We start from the raw sequence: 19,728 nt of genomic DNA, 5'->3' as shown, positions 1-19,728 counted from the left end.
ACATTATACCGAAGCGCCGATATTCTAAAAGCTAATTCTAGCCCTGACTGTTTAGGGCGAGTATACTGAACCCAAACAATCATATAGTTAGCTTCAAATCATGAATGTATTGGTACTTCCTACCACCGTTTTTTATCTGTTAGCCGCTTACGTATGTATAAGTGGTTTGCTGAATAAACAAAGCGGAGCCAACAAATGGCTATGGCTCAGCGCTGGCTGCGCAATGCTACTGCATGGCATTTGGGAAGTAGAGCATTTATTTTTGGCGCAAGGCCAAGATTTAAGCATCTTTAATGTAGCGGGTTTAGTCAGCTTGCTGATTGCTCTCACCGTTACCGCTTTAGTTAAACCATTCAAACTATGGTTTATTTTGCCAGTGGTATACCTATTTTCCATTGTGAGCATGTTATTAGCGGTAATGATCCCAAGTGACTACATCATTCATCTGGAGTTAAAACCGCAAGTGCTGATCCACATCAGCGTTGCCTTAGCCGCCTTTACCGTTCTCATGATTGCAAGCTTGTATGCCTTGCAGATGGCTTACTTAGACTGGACCTTAAAACGCCACAAGCCTGGGGCAATTCACCCTGCAATGCCCTCTTTAATGAGCATTGAAAAACAGTTATTCACCTTGATTCGGGTTGGGCTCATCCTGCTTAGCGTATCGTTATTAAGCGGCTTTGTATTTTTAACCGACTTTTTTGCCAATGGCCGTGGCCATAAAGCAATATTTAGCTTAATTGCTTGGTTTATCTACTCAAGCCTTCTTTGGGGACACCACTACCGAGGCTGGCGTGGGAAAATGGTCGTGATCATGACGGTAATTGGTTCAATCTTGCTTAGTTTGGCCTATTTTGGCTCACGCTTTGTTAAGGAAATCATCCTCAACTAAAATGAGACCTTGACAGCCCTTTGGGGCTGCATATAAATTAGCCCTGTTATATTAATCAAGGACTCTCCTGTTTGGACGACATATCTACGAGTAGCTTACTGCTACTTCTCGTGTTCCTCATAATTTGCTCTGCTTTCTTTTCTAGCTCCGAAACTGGCATGATGTCGCTTAACCGCTACCGCCTGCGGCATTTAGTTAATACTAAACATAAAGCAGCTAGCCGAGTAGACAAACTGCTGGATCGCCCTGACCGATTAATTGGATTAATCTTAATTGGCAATAATCTCGTTAATATTTTTGCCTCGGCCATCGCCACCATTATTGGTTTGCGACTGTTCGGCGATGTAGGGGTAGCTATAGCTACACTTGCACTTACTTTTGTCATCTTGATTTTTGCTGAAGTAACGCCCAAAACCATGGCTGCACTTTATCCGGAAAAGATTGCCTTCCCCGCTTCAATATTGCTACGCCCATTAATGAAATTATTGTTCCCATTTATTTGGGCCACCAATGGCGTCACTAATGGTCTGTTGCGTTTATTAGGGGTAAACCCCACAAACAAAGATGATGAAGCGCTAAATCCTGAAGAACTGCGTACCGTAGTTGACCAAGCTGGCACACTTATCCCTAAGCGTCACCAAGACATGCTGCTAAGCATTTTGGACCTAGAGAAAGTGACGGTTGACGACATCATGATCCCGCGTAACGAAATTGCCGCTATCGATATCAACGATGATTGGGACAGTATTCTTCGCCAGCTCACTCAAAGCACTCACACCAAAATTTTGTTATTTCGCGACACCATTGATGATTCGGTAGGCTTTGTCCACTCTCGTGATTCGCTGCGACTATTATCTCGAGAGCAGTTTGATAAAACCTCGATGCTGCGTGCCGCCAAAGAAATTTACTTCATCCCCGAGGGCACCCCGTTAAATGTGCAGCTATTGAAGTTTCAGCGCCGTAAAGAGCGTATTGGACTTATCGTGGATGAATATGGCGACATTCAAGGCTTGGTGACGTTAGAGGATATTCTTGAGGAAATTGTTGGTGACTTTACCACTAGCATTGCCCCCGACCCTAGTGATGAAATCCATCCACAAATTGATGGCAGCTATTTGATCGATGGTGCTGTAAATATTCGAGACTTGAATAAAGAAATGAGCTGGAGTTTACCCATCGATGGCCCTAAAACGCTAAATGGCTTGATTGTGGAACACTTAGAAGACATTCCCGAAGCTAACTTATGTTTACGTTTAGCGGGTTACCCCATCGAAATAGTCGAGATAGAAAACAACACTGTAAGCTTGGCCCGAGTCATTCCAGCGTTTTACAGCAAGCCTAAAAAATAAATTCATCCTATTAGAGATACAAAAAAGCCAGCTTAATGCTGGCTTTTTTAGCGACCAAATACGACTTAAAGCTTACCAAGAATCTCGTCAGACAATCCCAGTTCATCATTTTTGTTTACGCTAATACCACGTTCAATGATGCTAGTAGCAATGCTCTTAGCTTCGTCTAAAGAGTGCATAGCATAAGTACCACATTGGTATTCATTGAGCTCTGGAATGTCATTTTGATTAGCTACAGCGAGTACATCATGCATAGAGGCTAACCAAGCGTCGGCAACTTGTTGCTCGCTAGGGCTGCCAATTAAGCTCATGTAAAAACCAGTGCGGCAACCCATTGGCGAAATATCGATGATTTCAACGTCGGCAGAATTTAAGTGCTCACGCATAAAGCCGGCATAAAGGTGCTCTAAGGTATGAATACCTTTCTCAGACAAAATCTCTTCGTTAGGCACGCAGTAACGTAAATCAAATACAGTAATAGTGTCTTTGCTAGGCGTAGACATGGTTTTGGCTACGCGAACCGCTGGCGCATGCATGCGGGTGTGGTCTACGGTAAAACTATCTAATAAAGGCATGATTTTCTCTCTTCATATCTCAGCGTAGCTGAGACTCATTATTTGGGTGTATTTAAGCAAAGAATAGTCGCCATAGCCAGCTACTATCTAGATCGTCTTTACACTTATTATACTGAGCAGCATAGCGTTTCGATCGCTGGTCTACTGTACCCGCTACCTTCACCAACCATTGTTTCTGGTGATAAGTACCACGTTTATAACCGCCCCAGCCTTCGTGATAGTTTAAGTACTGATTGCGCGCATCCCACTTCGATACCCCGTTTATTTTATGGGTTTTGTTGGTAAACCAGCCCATAAAGTCGATAGCATCGTCGAAGTTAGTTCGTGACGACCAAGAGTTGCCAGTTTCACGCACGTAGTCATCCCAGGTCATGGTTTTAGCTTGGCTATAGCCATAAGCGCTACTAGCACGGCCTACAGGAATAAACCCAAACCAATATTGCATTGGGGGACGAGCATTATGCTTGAAGCTGGATTCTTGATACATCATCGCCATAGGAACATGCACTGGCGTGCCCCATTTCTTGTTCATCTTCTTCGCTGATTTATACCAATCGCGTTTTTCTTCAAAAATGCTACACAGGTTCTCAGGATCTTTGGGCGGCGCACTGCTGCATCCCGCCAATACACCTAAACCCAAAACTACCATGGCTACTTTAGCCCACTGAACAAGCGATACATCCCTACTTATTGGCATTCTCAAAATACTTCGTTAAAAAGTGATCAAAATCGAGGTCATCACTAGCTTCTATTGCTTGTTGCTCAGCAAAGCTTTGTTCAGCCATCGCGCTAAAGTCTTGATCTTGCCAGTTATTAGGCTTATGACCAAGCATCTCTTCGCGATATTGTGCAGCCCATTGCAAGCCCAAGCTGCTGTTGTCTACCGATTGTGATTTTAACAAACGCAAAAAACGTGAAGAGTATGTATTGTCATTAGCAACATCGGCTATAGCCTGCTCTAGCGATACACTAAAGTCTGGCTCAGCGCGCTGAGTATCAAGCAGTTGTGCGGCCTGTTGCATCTTAGCTAGCAAACTTTCGATATGTGCTGGCAAGCTTTGTTCTTCACCGGCAATGGTGAGTGACAGTTCAGGGTTACGCCCTTCAATAGCTACAGCATTAAAGTTGTCACGACACGCTTGCAACTCCTCCTTGCACATTTCAGGTGAGTCCATCAAAACGCAAGCCAGCAACAAACTATCTATCACTCGCACCTGTGCCTCGGTTACACCTACAGCATCAAAAGGGTTAACATCTAGGGCTCTAATTTCGATGTATTCAATACCATCTTCAGCTAGAGCTTGAGAAGGAGTTTGACCAGACTTAGCAACACGCTTAGCCCGAATAGGCGCATACAACTCATTTTCTATCTGCAATATGTTGGCGTTTAGCTGACGATATTCACCATCAACTTTAACCCCAATCTTGGCAAACTCTTCAGAATGAGAACTCACCGCTTTGCGAACGCTTTGTACGTACTCACTAACGCTGTTGTAGTTAATATCTAGCTCATGTTGGGCCGAACTGGTGTAACCCAAGTCACTCAAACGCAATGAAGTGGCGTAAGGTAAATAAAGTGTACCTTTAGCCATTTTCTCAAAAGCGAGTTGGCTCTCGCCGGCATTCATGAATGAACCACATAGCGCCGGTGAGGCTCCATAAAGATAAGCCACCATCCAACCATAGCGATAAAAGTTACGAATCAAAGCCATGTAACGTTGCGAGATGTACTCAGAAAGCGGCTGTTGGTCGCCATCAACTTTTTGTAGTTGCTGCCAAAAGCTTTGCGGCAAAGAGAAGTTATAGTGCACACCAGAGATCACCTGCATAGCGCTGCCATAACGATGACGTAGCCCCTGGCGATAAGCATGTTTCATCTTACCAATGTTTGATTGGCCGTAATCCGCTAACACAATGTCTTGCTCGTCACCAATGTAACAAGGCATGCTTAAAGGCCACAAGCGTTGCCCTTCAAGCTGCTTTAGTGTTTCATGGTGAATATCGGTGAGTCGAGACAACACCTGTTCAACGCTGTCTGAAACCGGAGTGATAAACTCCAACAAGGTTTCTGCGTAATCGGTGGTAATTAGAGGATGAGTAAGCGCTGAGCCTAATGCTTTAGGATGGCCATTAGGTGCTAACTTTCCCTGTTCGCAAATGCGTAAAGCTTCACGTTCAATACCGCGTTTAATGCCGAGCACACCGGTATCTGCCATTGCTGCGCTCAATTGCGTCAGCCGAGTAGTAAACTGTTGAGTCAAGTTGAACTCACTATCATGTTAAAACGCGTAATGTGGCAAAGCATAGCGAGATCGCCCATGTTTTGCCACCACTGTGCGTTGCTACGTTACAATGCAAGTTCTTGAACTGGCATACCTATTTTCTTTAGCTCTGGTAGTAGCTGCTGTTTATCACCCACTACCACCACTATCATTTCTTCTGGTGAGAAGTACTTTGCCGCCAATTGCTGTAATTCAGCTTGGCTTATATTGGCGGTAATTTGATTCTGAGTGGCTACAAATTCTGGCCCCAAATCAAAGGCCAACATTTGCATCAAAAATGAGGCTTTCTGCGATGGTGTTGCGTAGGCTAAGGCCTCTTGCTGAGAGACTGCGCTGCGCATGTATGAGAGTTCTTCATCGCTTGGGCCACTTTTTGAGTAAGCTTCTAGCTCGGCCAACAACTCTTGAATGGCCGATGCTGTGGCATCTTGTCGCACATCGGTTGAGATAACAAAACTACCGCTATCTTTAAAACCGCCAAATCCACTACTTACGCCATAGGTATAACCTTTGTCTTCACGTAAGTTCATGTTAATTCGACTATTAAAGTTGCCGCCAAAATTAAAGTTCATCAAGTTAGCTTTAAAGTACTCACCGGTAGCATCGTAAGGCATCGCTAAACGGCCAATCCGAATCACCGACTGCACCGCACCCGGCTTATCGAGCAGGTAAATGGTGTTGTTGTCTGCAGAAGGTTTCGCTGTTAATTGAGCAGCCTTGCTCGCCTCGCCTTGCCATTTTTGTTGTAAAGGCTGCAATGCCTGTTCAATCTGTGCTTGCTTGAGGTTGCTCACAGCAACCAGCTGGCTGCCGTTTGGTTGGTAATGCTGTTGCCAAAACTGCTTCACATCTTCTAAAGTGAGCGCAGCAACGCTATCGCGGCTTCCCCAGCTAGAGGTTGCGAGACGACTTCCTTCACCAAAAAACAAACTTTGACTGGCAATACTGGCTAGCCAATTTGGCTGATTAAATTTCTGCTCAATACTTTGCAGGTGGCGTGCTTTTTCACGCTCGAACTCGGCACTATTAAACGCGGGGGTTAATAAGCGCTGCTGTAAAATATCCAGCACCTGAGGCAAGTTCTCGGTTAACGAAGACAGACTAATATTTTGGCTGTATAACCCGCCACTAAAGCTAACTGACGCCCCCAGCTCTGTAAGTTGATCTGATATCTCAGCGGCAGTGGTTTGCTGGGTGCTTTGCATTAACATTTGCGCAGTGAGCTTAGCCAAACCTTCTTTGCCTTTGGGCTCTGAAATACTGCCGCCGGGTAATCTGAACTGCAAGGTAACCGTAGGTGTTGGTTGCTCTGAGGTACCTAATACCTGCAAGCCATTGGTTAACTCTGCATGCCATAATTCCGGTAACTTAACGGCCACAGCTGGGCCAGAAGGCGGCTCTATACTGCGGTCAAAATTATCTTTTACTTCGCGCAGTGCTAGCTCACTGTCATCAATGTGCTGCTGCTCGGGCAGAGTGTGCGGAGCGGGTGTAAAGTTGTCTTTGCCAGCAATTAATTGAGTTTGCCCTCGTGGTACCACACTCATCACCACCCTAGGTTTACCTATGATGTAATGCTGATAAGCCTCTTGAACCTGTTGATCGTTTACATTTTGAAACTGTTGCAGTACTTCACTGATATATAAAGGCTGTTCAAAGAAGGTTTCACCAAAGGCAAGCTGAGTGACCACATCGGAGACACTTTCTAAGCTGTAAATAGTTGACGCTTTAAGCGATGAGCGAACGCGTTGTAAATCTTCTGCGCTTACTCCGCGCTCTGCAAAATCGTTAATGGCTTGGTCAACATCTTGCTCCAGCTGGGCCAAAGTTAAGCCAGCTTGCGGATTAGCACGCACATAAATCGACAATGTACAGGCCATTTCGCGGCAATAATGCGAGCTGCCCGCAGACAAGGCTTTACCTGATTCAACCAATGATTGATGCAGCAGTGAGCTTTTGCCCCCACCTAAAATCTCAGAAAACATGTCTAAGGCGACTTCGTCTTCAGCACCGGCATACACCGTGGGATAGCTGATATAGAGCAAAGGGATATGGATACGATCTTCTAAAGAAATATAGCGAGTTTCACTAAGCTTGGCTGGGCTTGGAGTAATTTGGGGAATTTCGGGGCCACTGGGGATACCACCAAAATACTTGTTTATCCACTCTAAGGTTTGCAACTCATCAATATCACCACCTATGCTTAACACGGCATTATTTGGCCCGTACCAGCGAAGGAAGAATGCCTTTAAGTCATTTACATCTACCCGATTTAAATCTTCTATATAACCGATGGGTTGCCATGAGTATGGGTGTTCTCGAGGATAAAGCGCTTCGTCTACCCGCTCTGATAGTAAACCGTAGGGAGCATTGTCGACGCGCTGTGCACGTTCATTTTTAACTGTATCGCGCTGGATTTCGAATTTTTTCTGGCTTACCGCTTCGAGCAAAAAACCCATTCGATCGGCCTCTAACCACAGTACTTTTTCAAGCTGATTAGCTGGAACAGTTTGGTAGTAATTGGTGCGATCTTTTGTAGTAGAACCATTCATGGTTCCGCCCGCTTCGTTAATAATGCGAAAGTGCTCTTGGTCTCCAACATGCTTGGAGCCCTGGAACATCATGTGTTCAAAGAAGTGGGCAAAGCCCGATTTACCCGGTTCTTCGCGATTAGAGCCAACATGATAAGTAATATCTACATGGGCTAAAGGCGCATTATCATCTTGGTAGAGCAATACCGTTAGGCCATTAGCTAAGCGATACTTTTTGTAAGCTATCTGGATATCGCTATTATTGGCCTGTGAGGTTTCGACTAACTCCACCCCTTTGGGTAGCTCAACTGAAGAGTTAGGGTCTATCTGAGTACAAGCAGCTAACCACAGAATGCTAAGCACACTTAACCATCTAAGCACTATATTGACCTCTCTAATCATTTATTAAATATTCACAACTGCGTTGCCTAATGCCAACAGCAAAGCGTAACGAATCGCTTTGCCAATAAGCATGGCAATAGTGCTTTGCCAAACCGGAAGCTTAGCCGCGCCCGCAATAAAACAAAGCGCATCGCCAATTACTGGAGCCCAGCTCATGAGTAAACTCCAGGCTCCATATTTGACCAACCAAGGCTTAGCCTTGGCTTGTTCGTTCAAGTTAGGTAACCAACTAAAATGCCTATTACCAAAGTAAAAAGCGCCCCAGCCCATCGCAAAGGTGACCAAGCCACCTAGGGTATTGCCTAAGGTAGCTACCACTAACAAGCTGAGCCACTGTTCAGGAATTTGGCTAGCTAAACCCAACAACACAACTTCTGAGCTACCGGGTAACAAGGTAGCCGATACAAAGGCGCTAAAAAATAAAACAACTAACAATAGAACCGCCTAATCAACAAAATAATTCGCTGGCCACAAGTTTCTTACGTCAACCACCGCCATCCCGGCGGCTTTTGCAGCCTCTATGCCAGCATCAGCGTCTTCAAATACCAAGCATGCTTGCGGTTCTACCTGCATCAATTCTGCACACTTTAAGAAGGTGTCAGGAGCAGGTTTATGGGCGGCTACGAGATCAGCACCAACAATCGCCTGCAACTTATCAGCTATACCTAATTTACTGAGTATCATCTCGGCTTGCTGCTGGCTTGCTCCTGTCCCCACAGCCATCAGTTTTTCACCTAAAAAATGCTCATACACTTTAATTAAAGGTGTTGGCAGTATTTCACTATTCACTAGTTGGTGATAACACTGCTCTTTAGCATCCACCACTTGGTGAACATCTATCCCCTCTATATGGGCATCCGCAAGCAAGTTTTCAACTGTTTGTAAGGTTGGCATACCGCTCATCGCCAGCATTTGCTCAGAGGTAAAAGGAATGGAAAACTGATCGAGAGCAGACTGCCACGCGTTTTGATGATGTTGCATGGAGTCAATTAAGGTTCCATCCATGTCAAAAATGAAAGCGGCATAGTTTTGGTAATCTTGGAAGTTCATAATCTACTCTGTATGCGGTCGGACTGAACAGCAGCCGATGTAGCCTGCATCATACCAATTAGCGGCGATTTAACTAGAATAATTTGTTAAGCGTGGTAACACAGGAAACCTGCAATGAAAGTTAGTTGAGAGAAAACAAGTAATCTGTGAGAAGCGTAGCGAAGTTAATGATTTGCTTATAGCAATCGTACTAAGTAGCTGTTCATTCTATCTGGTTAAAATGCTCGATAACTACGTTAGGATTTTTGATTGTAGAATAACTACTTATCAAAAAATCCTGCCTTATTCTCGAGTATTTTTCCTGCGTTATTTCTGATCACTTACTTAGTGTGATTGGTATTACTTCAATTTGTAAGTAATGAAGGTAAACTAAAAGTTCTTCAATTACTTAAGTGACCCAGTAGGTACAATTATGGTGCGATTTTTCTTGTTGCCCTTGTTATTAACCATTTTATGGACACTGTTTCTATTCCACTACGGCTTAAGCTTTAAACAAGGTTTAAAAGGCTACTATTGGATTATTGGAATTAGCAGCGCATTGATCGGTTTTTTCTCATTAATGATTTGGCTAACCCATTAGCTAGACATAAAAAAAGCTTGCCGAGGCAAGCTTTTTATTTAACTGTTGAGTATTAACCAACTAAAGACAGCAATACACCCGCAGCTACAGCACTACCTAGTACCCCAGCAACGTTTGGCCCCATTGCATGCATCAACAAGAAGTTATGAGGGTTTGACTCTAAACCAACCTTGTTTACTACACGTGCAGCCATTGGCACCGCAGATACACCTGCAGCACCAATTAGTGGGTTAATTTTACCGCCACTTAAACGGCTCATTAGCTTAGCCATTAATACGCCTGAAGCAGTACCAATACCAAATGCCACAGCTCCTAAACCAAGAATACCTAAGGTTTCTACGGTTAAGAACTTATCTGCAGATAACTTAGAACCTACCGCTAAACCTAAGAAAATAGTTACTACATTGATTAGCTCGTTTTGCGCAGTTTTGCTTAAACGGTCAACTACCCCACTTTCACGCATTAGGTTACCTAAACAGAACATACCTACTAAAGGTGTTGCTGCTGGCAAGAACAAAATGGTTAAGCCAAGTACTGCGATAGGGAAAACGATCTTTTCTCGCACACTTACTGGACGCAATTGCTCCATTTGAATTTCGCGTTCTTCTTTAGAGGTTAAGGCCTTCATAATCGGCGGCTGAATAATTGGAACCAGCGCCATGTATGAATAAGCAGCTACCGCAATCGCACCTAATAAATCGGGTGCAAGTTTAGAGGCAAGGAAGATAGCCGTCGGACCATCTGCACCACCAATAATGGCAATCGCAGAAGCATCAGCCAGCGTGAAATCAAAACCTGGGATCATGTTTAATAAAATTGCGCCAAATAGCGTTGCAAAAATACCAAACTGAGCCGCAGCGCCTAGCAACAACATCCTTGGGTTTGCGATAAGCGCACCAAAGTCAGTTAATGCCCCTACTCCCATAAAGATAAGTAGCGGGAACACGCCAGTTTCAATTCCTACATGGTAAACGTAGTAAAGCAAACCACCTTCATCGTTAAACCCGGCATTTGGAATATTGGCCAGCACCGCACCAAAACCAATGGGTAACAATAATAAAGGCTCAAATTTACGCACAATTGCCAAATACAGCAGTAGTAAACCTACTGCCATCATTACTAATTGTGCAGGTTCGAAGTTAGCTAGGCCGGTTTCCAGCCATAGCTTAGTAATTCCTTCCACGTTCTCGCTCCCTTACGCGATGCTAAGCAGGACTTCACCCACTGCAACCGCATCACCTTCTCTAACTAATACCTCGTCAACAACCCCGGTTTTAGCGGAACGGATTTCGGTTTCCATTTTCATTGCTTCCATAATCAGCAATACATCGCCCTCTTGCACATTGGCACCAGGCTTAGCGAGAACTTTAAAAATGTTACCCGCTAAAGGAGCTGGTAGCGCTTCGCCTTTGCCACTGGCAGCGGGTGCTACTGGAGTGGCCGCAGCTGGCGCTGAGCTTGCTACTGGTGTTACGCCATCAATAGAACCCTCTGGGCCAACATCTACGGTGTACAGCTGACCGTCTACTCGCACCGAGTAAGTTTCTACTGCGCCAGGTTTAGCAGGAGCCGCTACTTTAACGTCATCCGCGCTTGGTACCGGCTCGAAGGCATCAGGATTGCCACGATTTTCTAGGAACTTAAGGCCAATTTGTGGGAACAATGCGTAGGTTAAGGCATCGTCAATTTTGTCTTCAGCTAGAGCAAAGCCTTTTTCTTTGGCTAGTTGCTCAACTTCTGTTTCAAGACGCTCCATCTCCGCTTGCAGCAAATCAGCAGGACGACAGGTAATGGCTTCGGCGCCATCAAGAACACGCGCTTGTAACTCTGCATTCAGCTCGCCAGGCGCTTTACCATATTGACCACTTAAGATACCTGCGGTCTCTTTAGTAATCGTTTTGTAACGCTCACCAGTTAAAACGTTGAGCACTGCCTGGCTGCCTACAATTTGCGAAGTAGGTGTTACTAGTGGAATGTAACCTAAGTCTTTACGTACTTTAGGTATCTCTAACAATACTTCATCAAGTTTATCTGCAGCGCCTTGCTCTTTAAGCTGACCTTCCATGTTGGTTAACATGCCACCAGGTACTTGCGCGATAAGAATGCGTGAATCAACACCTTTAAGGCTGCCTTCGAACTTAGCGTACTTTTTACGTACTTCACGGAAGTAAGCGGCAATAGATTCCAGTTTAGTTAGGTCTAAGCCAGTATCGCGCTCGGTGCCTTCTAGCATTGCTACAATGGTCTCTGTTGGGCTGTGACCATAAGTACAGCTCATTGAAGAGATGGCGGTATCAATAATGTCTACGCCTGCTTCAATGGCCTTTATGTGGGTTGGTAAGCTTAAACCGGTAGTTGCATGACAGTGCAGCGCAATTTCCACATCTGTTTCAGCTTTAAGACGCTTAATCAAGGTTTCAGCTTCATAGGGCTTTAATAAGCCTGACATATCCTTAATTGCAATTGAGTGACAACCAATGTCTTCTAAACGTTTAGCTAAGTCTACCCAGTTATCCGTGGTGTGAATTGGGCTAGTAGTATAAGAAATAGTACCTTGAGCGTGCGCGCCGCAATCTAGGGCAGCTTTTACCGCCGTTTGGAAGTTTCGTGGATCGTTCATCGCATCGAAGATACGGAATACGTCCATACCGTTTTTAACCGCTCGCTCAACAAAGCGTTCAACTACGTCATCGGCGTAGTGACGGTAGCCTAGCAGATTTTGGCCACGCAAAAGCATTTGCTGTTTAGTATTAGGCATGGCTTTTTTCAGCTCACGCAAACGCTCCCATGGATCCTCACCAAGGTAACGAATACAAGCGTCAAAGGTAGCGCCGCCCCATGTTTCTAAAGACCAATAACCAATTTGGTCGAGTTGCTCAGCAATAGGCAACATATCTTCAATGCGAAGACGGGTTGCTAATAATGATTGATGCGCGTCGCGCAATACAACATCGGTTAATGCAAGTGGTTTAGACATTGCGTTAAATCCTCTTTTAGTTATTGGGCCTTCCGGTACTGTTGAACAGCAGCTGATATAGCGGCTACTACAGTGGCGTTATTGGCAGGTTGGGGAGTTGGAGACGAGGTTTGCGTTGGTTCCGCTACTTCAGCTAGCGGTGGCGCGAGCTTAGCTAAGCCATTTACCGCAACAATAAGTAGCGATAAAAAAGCGAATACGGCGATCATCCCGACCCCCATTAACGTTGCTGCTTCCACTAACAGCTCAGTCAAATCCATCATATTATTAATCCACATCCTTTGAGATTGGCGTAAGAATTACATGCTAAACAACAAAAATCAAACTTGATTTTTGAATAATTATTCAAAACCTTGGTATTGTTAACTTTATTTTGCCAATGACAAAATTCGCAATTATACGCCACATCGCTCATTACACAGCTTAAACCGCCAAACGATAACATTTGGTTAACAACTGATTTACAGCTGTACGACAGCATAATTCATTAACTAATCTAGCAGCTTAGCTACCTCAAAAGTAGTAATGCCGATCACAAGAGATGCAATTTTAAGATGAATAAGAGGTGAATAGTGATCTAGGGCGTGAAAGAGAATAAATAGAAAGAGAGAAAATGGCGCGCGTGGAAGGATTCGAACCTCCGACCGCCTGGTTCGTAGCCAGGTACTCTATCCAGCTGAGCTACACGCGCGTGGGTTATGAAACAAAGCCTAGAAGAGAATGGGCAATGCATCAAATAAAAACAGAAAATGGCGCGCGTGGAAGGATTCGAACCTCCGACCGCCTGGTTCGTAGCCAGGTACTCTATCCAGCTGAGCTACACGCGCGTTGAAATCGATGGCGGTGAGGGAGGGATTCGAACCCTCGATAGGGCTACAAACCCTATACTCCCTTAGCAGGGGAGCGCCTTCGGCCACTCGGCCACCTCACCGCGATTTCGGATGCAGATATTACTGCTTCCAAAAATATAGTCAAACCTTTTTTGTCACTTTTCTTTTGTTCGTTCAGCTTTCGAACAGTTGGCTATGTATTTGTTTAGCAACTGACTACAAAGCAAACGTTCTGGCTATTGAGAGGTGAAATTGTGGCCGCAGCTCATCAACATCAAAAGCCTAAAAAAACAAAAGGAAGCCAGAGGCTTCCTAAAGATAAATCTTGGCAATGTAAGGCTTGCTTAGGCGCCGGCACTTTTCTCTGCTTGAATGCGCATGTAGATTTCTTCACGGTGCACAGATACTTCTTTTGGTGCGTTTACGCCGATACGTACTTGGTTACCTTTAACACCTAATACAGTTACGGTTACTTCATCCCCAATCATTAACGTTTCGCCTACACGGCGCGTCAAAATTAGCATTCATTATCTCCTTAAATTCATATTCTTGTTCTTTAGCGACTTATCTAAGCTGTTATTTTTCTGCTATTAAGCGTATAGACTAGCTTGTTTAAGCCAAAGAGTCATTATTATTGCTCTAGGTTATATGCACTATGCAAAGCACGTACAGCCAACTCTAAATACTTTTCGTCTACTACAACCGACACTTTGATTTCAGAAGTCGAGATAAGTTGCATATTAATGCCCTCGTCTCCTAAGGTTTCAAACATGGTTTTAGCAACACCAGGGTGGTTCATCATACCCACCCCAACGATAGAAATTTTTGCCAAGGAATCTTTACCTTGAACTTCGCGAGCGCCTAGCTTGCTAGAGGTTTCTTCTAGTAACTCTTTTGCTCGCTTGTAATCATTACGGTGAACCGTAAAGGTAAAATCTGCCGTATTATCGCCCATCGAGTTCTGAATGATCATATCAACATCAATATTAGCATCACCAATGGGTGCCAAAATTGATGCGGCAACGGAAGGTTTATCTGGTACACCCAAAATAGTTAAACTTGCTTCATCACGATTAAATGCGATGCCTGATATTACGGGTGACTCCATTTTATTTCCCTCATAACTAATTAAGGTGCCATTACCTTCAGTAAAACTCGATAGAACACGCAACGGCACATTATATTTGCCGGCAAACTCAACAGCGCGGATCTGTAAAACTTTTGCGCCTAAACTGGCCATTTCCAGCATTTCTTCAAAAGTAATGCTCTCTAAACGGCGGGCTTTAGGCTCTACCCGTGGGTCAGTGGTGTAAACACCATCTACATCGGTGTATATCTGACACTCATCGGCTTTAAGCGCCGCGGCAATAGCCACTGCGGTAGTGTCTGAACCACCACGACCCAAAGTAGTAATGTAGTTGTCTGGGCTCCTACCTTGGAAGCCAGCAATCACCACTACTTTATTGTCTTTCAAGTGTGCGTGAATATTGTGATCGTCAATATCAGTAATACGCGCTTTACCATGCGCATTATCTGTATGCATGCGGATCTGGTCGCCAGTCATAGAAATCGCATCACAACCTTTCTTCTGCAGTGCGATACTCAGCAAGGCAATAGTGACTTGCTCGCCGGTAGATACCAATACGTCTTTTTCACGCTCACTGGCGTTTTCATCAATCTCTTGAGCCAAGCCTAATAAACGGTTGGTTTCACCAGACATTGCTGAAAGGACAACCACGATGTCATCGCCCGCTTCTTTACAGCGAATAACGCGATCAGCGACGGCTTGGATACGCTCTAAAGTACCCACCGAAGTGCCGCCATATTTTTGAACAATTAGTGCCACTTGCTTTCCTTTTTCTCTAACACTTAATGCATAACTATTTAAAGCTTCTCAACAAGCCACTCTTTCACTTCAGCTAATGCTTTAGGTAAACCATCAGGATTTGAACCGCCAGCTTGTGCCATATCTGGACGGCCGCCACCCTTACCACCAACACATTGTGCAGCGATATTCACCATCTCACCCGCTTTCACGCGACCAGTAAGATCTTTAGTTACACCAGCAACCAAGCTAACTTTTCCGTCGTTTACAGTGCCTAGTAAAATTACGCCGCTTTCAAGCTTAACTTTGAGCTCATCAACGCTACTACGCAGTGCTTTACCTTCTGCGCCATCGATTAAAGCAATCAATACTTTCACACCATTAATGGTTTGTATTTGATCTGCAGCATCATTACTGGCGGCACTAGCTAACTTAGCTTTTAGCTGAGTCACTTCTTTCTCGAGCATTTTGTTGCGATCAACTAACTGAATCACTTTCTCACCAATATTAAATTGGTCGCCTTTAACTAAATTAGCAGCTTTTTCTGTTTCTTCGGCTAGGCGGTGAATCAAGTCGATAGCAAATTGACCGGTTACCGCTTCAATACGACGAACCCCAGCAGCAATACCTGCTTCACTGGTGATTTTAAAGAAACCTATATCACCAGTGTGGTTTACGTGAGTTCCCCCACATAGCTCAGTTGAGAAATCTCCCATGCTAACAACACGCACGTCGTCATCATATTTCTCACCAAACAAGGCCATCGCACCAGCCTGCTTAGCTTCATCAAGGTTCATTACCTTGGTTTCAACTGGCAGGTTGCGACGAATTTGTTGGTTTACTAGGTGCTCAACTTGGCGTAACGAGCGCATAGACACACCTTCAAAGTGTGAAAAATCGAAACGTAAACGCGCCGCTTCTACCAAAGAACCTTTCTGGGTAACGTGCTCACCTAAGGTTTGGCGCAATGCAGCGTGCAATAGGTGTGTTACCGAGTGGTTTAACGCAGTATTCCAGCGACGACGAGAATCAACTTTAGCTTGCACCTGCTGCTGAACATTTAAGTCACCACCTTGTAGGTAACCTTTATGTACAAAAGCCTTGCCCACTTTTAAAGTGTCTTGCACAACAAAACTTCCGCCTTCATACATTAACTCGCCAGCATCGCCAGCTTGTCCACCTGACTCGGCGTAAAACGGTGTTTTATCTAACACGATAATAGCTTGGTCACCGCCGGTGAGAGACGATTGAGGCTCGCCATCTTTATACATTTCAACAATCTTAACGTCTGCTTCTAAGTGTTGGTAACCAAGGAACTCAGTTGCGCTGTCAATAATTAGATTGTCGTTATAGTCGGTACCAAAATTACTGGCTTGCTTCGCTCGCTCACGTTGAGCTTGCATGGCCGCTTCAAACTCGGCCTCATCTACACTTAACTCTCGCTCACGGGCGATATCAGCGGTTAAATCTGCGGGAAAGCCATAAGTGTCATAAAGCTTAAACACCAAGTCACCTGGAATAACCGAACCTTCCAATTCGCTAAGAGCTTCGTCCAAAATTAGCAAACCACGGTCAAGGGTTTTGGCAAACTGTTCTTCTTCTAGCTTAAGAACACGCTCAATAACTGGTAATTGAGTTTGCAACTCAGGGTAGGCTTCACCCATTTCAGCGATTAGTGCTGGTAATAATTTATAAAAGAATGCATCAGTAGCACCCAGCTTATTACCATGTCGAACCGCCCGACGAATAATACGGCGAAGTACGTAACCGCGACCTTCATTAGCAGGCATAACGCCATCAGCGATTAAGAAACCACATGAACGAATATGGTCGGCAATTACTCGCAATGATTTGTTTTCCAAATCATTGGTGCCAATAATTTTCGCAGCTGCTGCAATCAGGTTCTGGAAAATATCAATTTCATAGTTAGAGTGTACGCCTTGCAAGATGGCAGCGATTCGCTCTAAGCCCATACCGGTATCAACCGATGGGTTTGGTAAGGGATCCATTGTTCCGTCGGCTTGACGGTTGAACTGCATGAATACTACGTTCCAAATCTCAATGAAACGGTCGCCGTCTTCTTCAGGACTTCCCGGAGGACCGCCCCAGATATGTTCACCGTGGTCATAAAAGATTTCGGTACAAGGACCACAAGGCCCAGTGTCACCCATTTGCCAAAAGTTATCTGACTCAAACTTTTTCTCTGGAGACTTATCGCCGATACGAATGATGCGATCTTTAGGCACACCAATTTTGTTAGCCCACAAATCAAAGGCTTCATCATCGGTTTGGTAAACGGTGACTAAAAGCTTCTCTTTAGGTAACTTAACAACTTCAGTTAAGAACTCCCATGCATAGCCAATGGCTTCTTCTTTGAAGTAATCACCAAAGCTGAAGTTGCCTAGCATTTCAAAGAAAGTATGGTGACGCGCCGTATAGCCTACGTTTTCTAAATCATTGTGCTTACCGCCTGCTCGCACACAACGTTGTGAGCTAGTGGCTCGGCTGTAATTACGCTTATCAATGCCAAGAAATACGTCTTTGAACTGATTCATACCCGCATTGGTAAATAGTAAGGTAGGATCGTCGTGAGGGACTAATGAACTACTGGCAACTACTTGGTGATTTTTGCTGTTAAAGAAGCTTAAAAATGCATTTCTTACTTCAGCTGAAGTCATCTTCATGAAACTCTTTCCTGGGGGTTTGTAGCAACTCGACATAGCGGTGAAACCTAAAGTTTCCCGTCGATAAGCGCTAAAAAAGGTGAAACCGTTATTAATCGCGACAATATATCACGCAGACCTTTGCAGGCAAAGTGTTCGAGGCTTATTGCTGTTGTAGTTCGCTATACAAGATATTGATTAGTTCGAAATCGAAGCCTCGTCGAAACAAGTAGGCTGTACATTTTTGCTTTTGCATTCGGTCGCTGGGTAAACCTTGCTTAAATCTCTTGTTAAAACAAAGTTCGATGGCTTGGTACCAATCCCAGTCATCCTGTTCCAAAACTTCAATCGCTAAATCACCGCTAATACCCTTGGTTTGCAAATACTGCTTAATATAGTTTTTGCCGTAGCCTCTGCTAACCCTAGCGCGGGTTAACGATGCAGCATAACTTCTATCATCTAACCAAGCATTTTGTTGCGCGTACTCTAGAGCATCACTAACTTCGTCATCTTGGTAGCCTTTTTGCCGCAGTTTTTGCAACAGCTGCTGTTGGCTATAAGAGCGTCTTGATAGCAAATCGATGGTGGTATGTAAGGCACTACGATTAGTCATAACAAAAAGGAGCCCTTAGGCTCCTTTATCTCGCTTATGCTTCTTGATCTACTGGAGCTTCAGCGGCAGGCTCTTGCTCTTCGAGCTCAACCTTATTTAACAGGTTGTTACGAATCGTCATCTCAATTTCTTGAGCAACTTCTGGATGCTCTTTTAAGTAGGTAGAAGCGTTTGCTTTACCTTGACCAATTTTATTACCTTTGTAAGAGAACCAAGCACCGGCTTTATCAACCAGCTTCTCTTTAACACCTAGGTCAACCAGCTCACCGTAGCGGTTAAAGCCTTCACCATACATAATCTGGAATTCAGCCTGCTTAAACGGTGGTGCAATTTTGTTTTTAACCACTTTAACGCGAGTTTCGTTACCAACAACTTCATCACCAGCTTTTACTGCGCCAATGCGGCGAATGTCTAAGCGAACCGAGGCGTAGAATTTAAGTGCGTTACCACCAGTAGTAGTTTCAGGGTTACCAAACATTACACCAATCTTCATACGAATTTGGTTAATGAAGATACACATACAGTTAGTTTGCTTAAGGGTACCAGTTAGCTTACGTAATGCTTGAGACATCAAACGTGCTTGCAGGCCAACGTGGCTATCGCCCATGTCACCTTCAATTTCTGCTTTTGGTGTTAAGGCTGCCACCGAGTCAATAACAATCATGTCTACAGCGCCTGAGCGGGCTAACATATCGGTAATTTCTAGAGCTTGCTCACCAGTATCAGGTTGAGATACCAATAAGTTGTCTACGTCTACACCTAGTTTTTTTGCATAGATAGGGTCTAAAGCATGCTCCGCGTCAACAAAGGCACATACCTTACCCACTTTTTGGGCTTGCGCGATGGCTTCTAAAGTCAGTGTGGTTTTACCAGAACTTTCAGGACCATAGATTTCAATCACTCGGCCCATTGGCAAGCCACCCGCACCCAAAGCAATATCAATTGATAAAGAACCGGTAGAAATGGTTTCAATATCCATGGTACGGTTATCACCGAGCTTCATGATTGAGCCTTTACCAAATTGCTTCTCAATTTGGCCTAGGGCCGCAGCTAATGCCTTTTGTTTGTTCTGATCCATATCGCCCTCGTTAGGTGCTTTTAACTATCTTGTTGAACAGTAGTATACTGGGTATTCATACAGTATCAAGTTTATTCCATA

General features: G+C 44.4%; 17 protein-coding genes and 3 tRNA genes. 3 read left to right on the top strand and 17 right to left on the bottom strand.

Features of this window, described 5'->3' with window-relative positions; genetic code table 11:
• Positions 1-100 precede the first annotated feature (100 nt).
• Positions 101-892, top strand: a complete 792-nt coding sequence (locus OV592_RS06875) for an inner membrane protein YpjD (RefSeq protein ID WP_152781607.1) — start codon at positions 101-103, stop codon at positions 890-892.
• A gap of 71 nt (positions 893-963) precedes the next feature.
• Positions 964-2,241, top strand: coding sequence for an HlyC/CorC family transporter (locus tag OV592_RS06870; protein ID WP_040307703.1), 1,278 nt, complete (start codon positions 964-966; stop codon positions 2,239-2,241).
• Between the two features lie 65 nt (positions 2,242-2,306).
• On the opposite strand, the gene luxS is transcribed toward OV592_RS06870, so the two are convergent.
• The 6 genes from luxS to OV592_RS06840 all read right to left on the bottom strand — a co-directional run bounded on the left by luxS (position 2,307) and on the right by OV592_RS06840 (position 9,081).
• Positions 2,307-2,816: an S-ribosylhomocysteine lyase gene (luxS, locus tag OV592_RS06865; RefSeq protein WP_152781609.1), complete on the bottom strand. Its 510-nt coding sequence runs from the start codon at positions 2,814-2,816 to the stop codon at positions 2,307-2,309.
• A gap of 52 nt (positions 2,817-2,868) precedes the next feature.
• On the bottom strand, positions 2,869-3,465 hold the full coding sequence (locus tag OV592_RS06860; RefSeq protein WP_016403968.1) for a hypothetical protein: 597 nt from the start codon (positions 3,463-3,465) through the stop codon (positions 2,869-2,871).
• A 34-nt stretch (positions 3,466-3,499) separates the two neighbouring features.
• The gene (gshA, locus tag OV592_RS06855; RefSeq protein WP_406610878.1) at positions 3,500-5,077 is read right to left on the bottom strand and encodes a glutamate--cysteine ligase; all 1,578 of its coding nucleotides are present in this window, start codon (positions 5,075-5,077) and stop codon (positions 3,500-3,502) included.
• A gap of 86 nt (positions 5,078-5,163) precedes the next feature.
• Entirely contained in the window at positions 5,164-8,010 is a 2,847-nt protein-coding gene (locus tag OV592_RS06850) for a M16 family metallopeptidase (RefSeq protein ID WP_406610877.1), read from the bottom strand.
• A gap of 24 nt (positions 8,011-8,034) precedes the next feature.
• A complete protein-coding gene (locus OV592_RS06845) occupies positions 8,035-8,466 on the bottom strand; it encodes a YqaA family protein (protein WP_338625092.1) in 432 nt (143 codons plus the stop codon).
• Positions 8,467-8,475: 9 nt separating this feature from the next.
• Positions 8,476-9,081, bottom strand: coding sequence for a beta-phosphoglucomutase family hydrolase (locus OV592_RS06840; RefSeq protein ID WP_406610876.1), 606 nt, complete (start codon positions 9,079-9,081; stop codon positions 8,476-8,478).
• 412 nt (positions 9,082-9,493) lie between these two features.
• Between OV592_RS06840 and OV592_RS06835 the strand changes: the two genes are divergently transcribed.
• On the top strand, positions 9,494-9,661 hold the full coding sequence (locus OV592_RS06835) for a hypothetical protein (RefSeq protein ID WP_016403963.1): 168 nt from the start codon (positions 9,494-9,496) through the stop codon (positions 9,659-9,661).
• Positions 9,662-9,713: 52 nt separating this feature from the next.
• On the opposite strand, the gene OV592_RS06830 is transcribed toward OV592_RS06835, so the two are convergent.
• The 11 genes from OV592_RS06830 to recA form a co-directional block, all read right to left on the bottom strand.
• Entirely contained in the window at positions 9,714-10,844 is a 1,131-nt protein-coding gene (locus tag OV592_RS06830; RefSeq protein ID WP_016403962.1) for a sodium ion-translocating decarboxylase subunit beta, read from the bottom strand.
• 12 nt (positions 10,845-10,856) lie between these two features.
• Positions 10,857-12,638, bottom strand: coding sequence for a sodium-extruding oxaloacetate decarboxylase subunit alpha (gene oadA / locus OV592_RS06825; protein ID WP_406610875.1), 1,782 nt, complete (start codon positions 12,636-12,638; stop codon positions 10,857-10,859).
• A 20-nt stretch (positions 12,639-12,658) separates the two neighbouring features.
• Positions 12,659-12,901 carry an OadG family protein gene (locus OV592_RS06820; RefSeq protein ID WP_040307700.1) on the bottom strand — a complete coding sequence of 81 codons (243 nt, stop codon included), beginning with the start codon at positions 12,899-12,901 and terminating at the stop codon, positions 12,659-12,661.
• Positions 12,902-13,252: 351 nt separating this feature from the next.
• Positions 13,253-13,329 (bottom strand) — tRNA-Arg (locus tag OV592_RS06815).
• Between the two features lie 59 nt (positions 13,330-13,388).
• Positions 13,389-13,465, bottom strand: a tRNA-Arg gene (locus OV592_RS06810).
• 11 nt (positions 13,466-13,476) lie between these two features.
• Positions 13,477-13,569: transfer RNA gene (locus OV592_RS06805), tRNA-Ser, on the bottom strand.
• A 243-nt stretch (positions 13,570-13,812) separates the two neighbouring features.
• Complete coding sequence (csrA, locus tag OV592_RS06800) at positions 13,813-13,992, bottom strand: carbon storage regulator CsrA (RefSeq protein ID WP_016402827.1); 180 nt, start codon at positions 13,990-13,992, stop codon at positions 13,813-13,815.
• A gap of 107 nt (positions 13,993-14,099) precedes the next feature.
• Positions 14,100-15,314 (bottom strand): aspartate kinase, encoded by a 1,215-nt coding sequence (locus OV592_RS06795; RefSeq protein WP_016402828.1) that lies wholly within the window; start codon positions 15,312-15,314, stop codon positions 14,100-14,102.
• 38 nt (positions 15,315-15,352) lie between these two features.
• Positions 15,353-17,977 (bottom strand): alanine--tRNA ligase, encoded by a 2,625-nt coding sequence (gene alaS / locus OV592_RS06790; RefSeq protein ID WP_406610874.1) that lies wholly within the window; start codon positions 17,975-17,977, stop codon positions 15,353-15,355.
• 142 nt (positions 17,978-18,119) lie between these two features.
• On the bottom strand, positions 18,120-18,569 hold the full coding sequence (locus tag OV592_RS06785) for a regulatory protein RecX (RefSeq protein WP_406610873.1): 450 nt from the start codon (positions 18,567-18,569) through the stop codon (positions 18,120-18,122).
• Between the two features lie 34 nt (positions 18,570-18,603).
• Positions 18,604-19,647 carry a recombinase RecA gene (gene recA, locus OV592_RS06780; protein ID WP_016402831.1) on the bottom strand — a complete coding sequence of 348 codons (1,044 nt, stop codon included), beginning with the start codon at positions 19,645-19,647 and terminating at the stop codon, positions 18,604-18,606.
• Positions 19,648-19,728: the final 81 nt, after the last annotated feature.

The organism is Agarivorans sp. JK6 (genome assembly GCF_045277145.1).
In the GTDB taxonomy this organism is placed as follows: Bacteria; Pseudomonadota; Gammaproteobacteria; order Enterobacterales; family Celerinatantimonadaceae; genus Agarivorans; species Agarivorans albus.
The sequence above is the reverse complement of the archived record's forward strand: the minus strand, read 5'-3'. Positions and strand labels throughout refer to the sequence as shown.

What these genes read in the sequence shown, in the direction of transcription:
- csrA (WP_016402827.1), bottom strand. Translation starts at nt 13,992, where the DNA reads ATGCTAATTTTGACGCGCCGTGTAGGCGAAACGTTAATGATTGGGGAT.
- OV592_RS06860 (WP_016403968.1), bottom strand. Translation starts at nt 3,465, where the DNA reads ATGGTAGTTTTGGGTTTAGGTGTATTGGCGGGATGCAGCAGTGCGCCG.
- OV592_RS06875 (WP_152781607.1), top strand. Translation starts at nt 101, where the DNA reads ATGAATGTATTGGTACTTCCTACCACCGTTTTTTATCTGTTAGCCGCT.
- OV592_RS06820 (WP_040307700.1), bottom strand. Translation starts at nt 12,901, where the DNA reads ATGATGGATTTGACTGAGCTGTTAGTGGAAGCAGCAACGTTAATGGGG.
- OV592_RS06840 (WP_406610876.1), bottom strand. Translation starts at nt 9,081, where the DNA reads ATGAACTTCCAAGATTACCAAAACTATGCCGCTTTCATTTTTGACATG.
- luxS (WP_152781609.1), bottom strand. Translation starts at nt 2,816, where the DNA reads ATGCCTTTATTAGATAGTTTTACCGTAGACCACACCCGCATGCATGCG.
- OV592_RS06835 (WP_016403963.1), top strand. Translation starts at nt 9,494, where the DNA reads ATGGTGCGATTTTTCTTGTTGCCCTTGTTATTAACCATTTTATGGACA.
- recA (WP_016402831.1), bottom strand. Translation starts at nt 19,647, where the DNA reads ATGGATCAGAACAAACAAAAGGCATTAGCTGCGGCCCTAGGCCAAATT.
- OV592_RS06785 (WP_406610873.1), bottom strand. Translation starts at nt 18,569, where the DNA reads ATGACTAATCGTAGTGCCTTACATACCACCATCGATTTGCTATCAAGA.
- oadA (WP_406610875.1), bottom strand. Translation starts at nt 12,638, where the DNA reads ATGTCTAAACCACTTGCATTAACCGATGTTGTATTGCGCGACGCGCAT.
- alaS (WP_406610874.1), bottom strand. Translation starts at nt 17,977, where the DNA reads ATGAAGATGACTTCAGCTGAAGTAAGAAATGCATTTTTAAGCTTCTTT.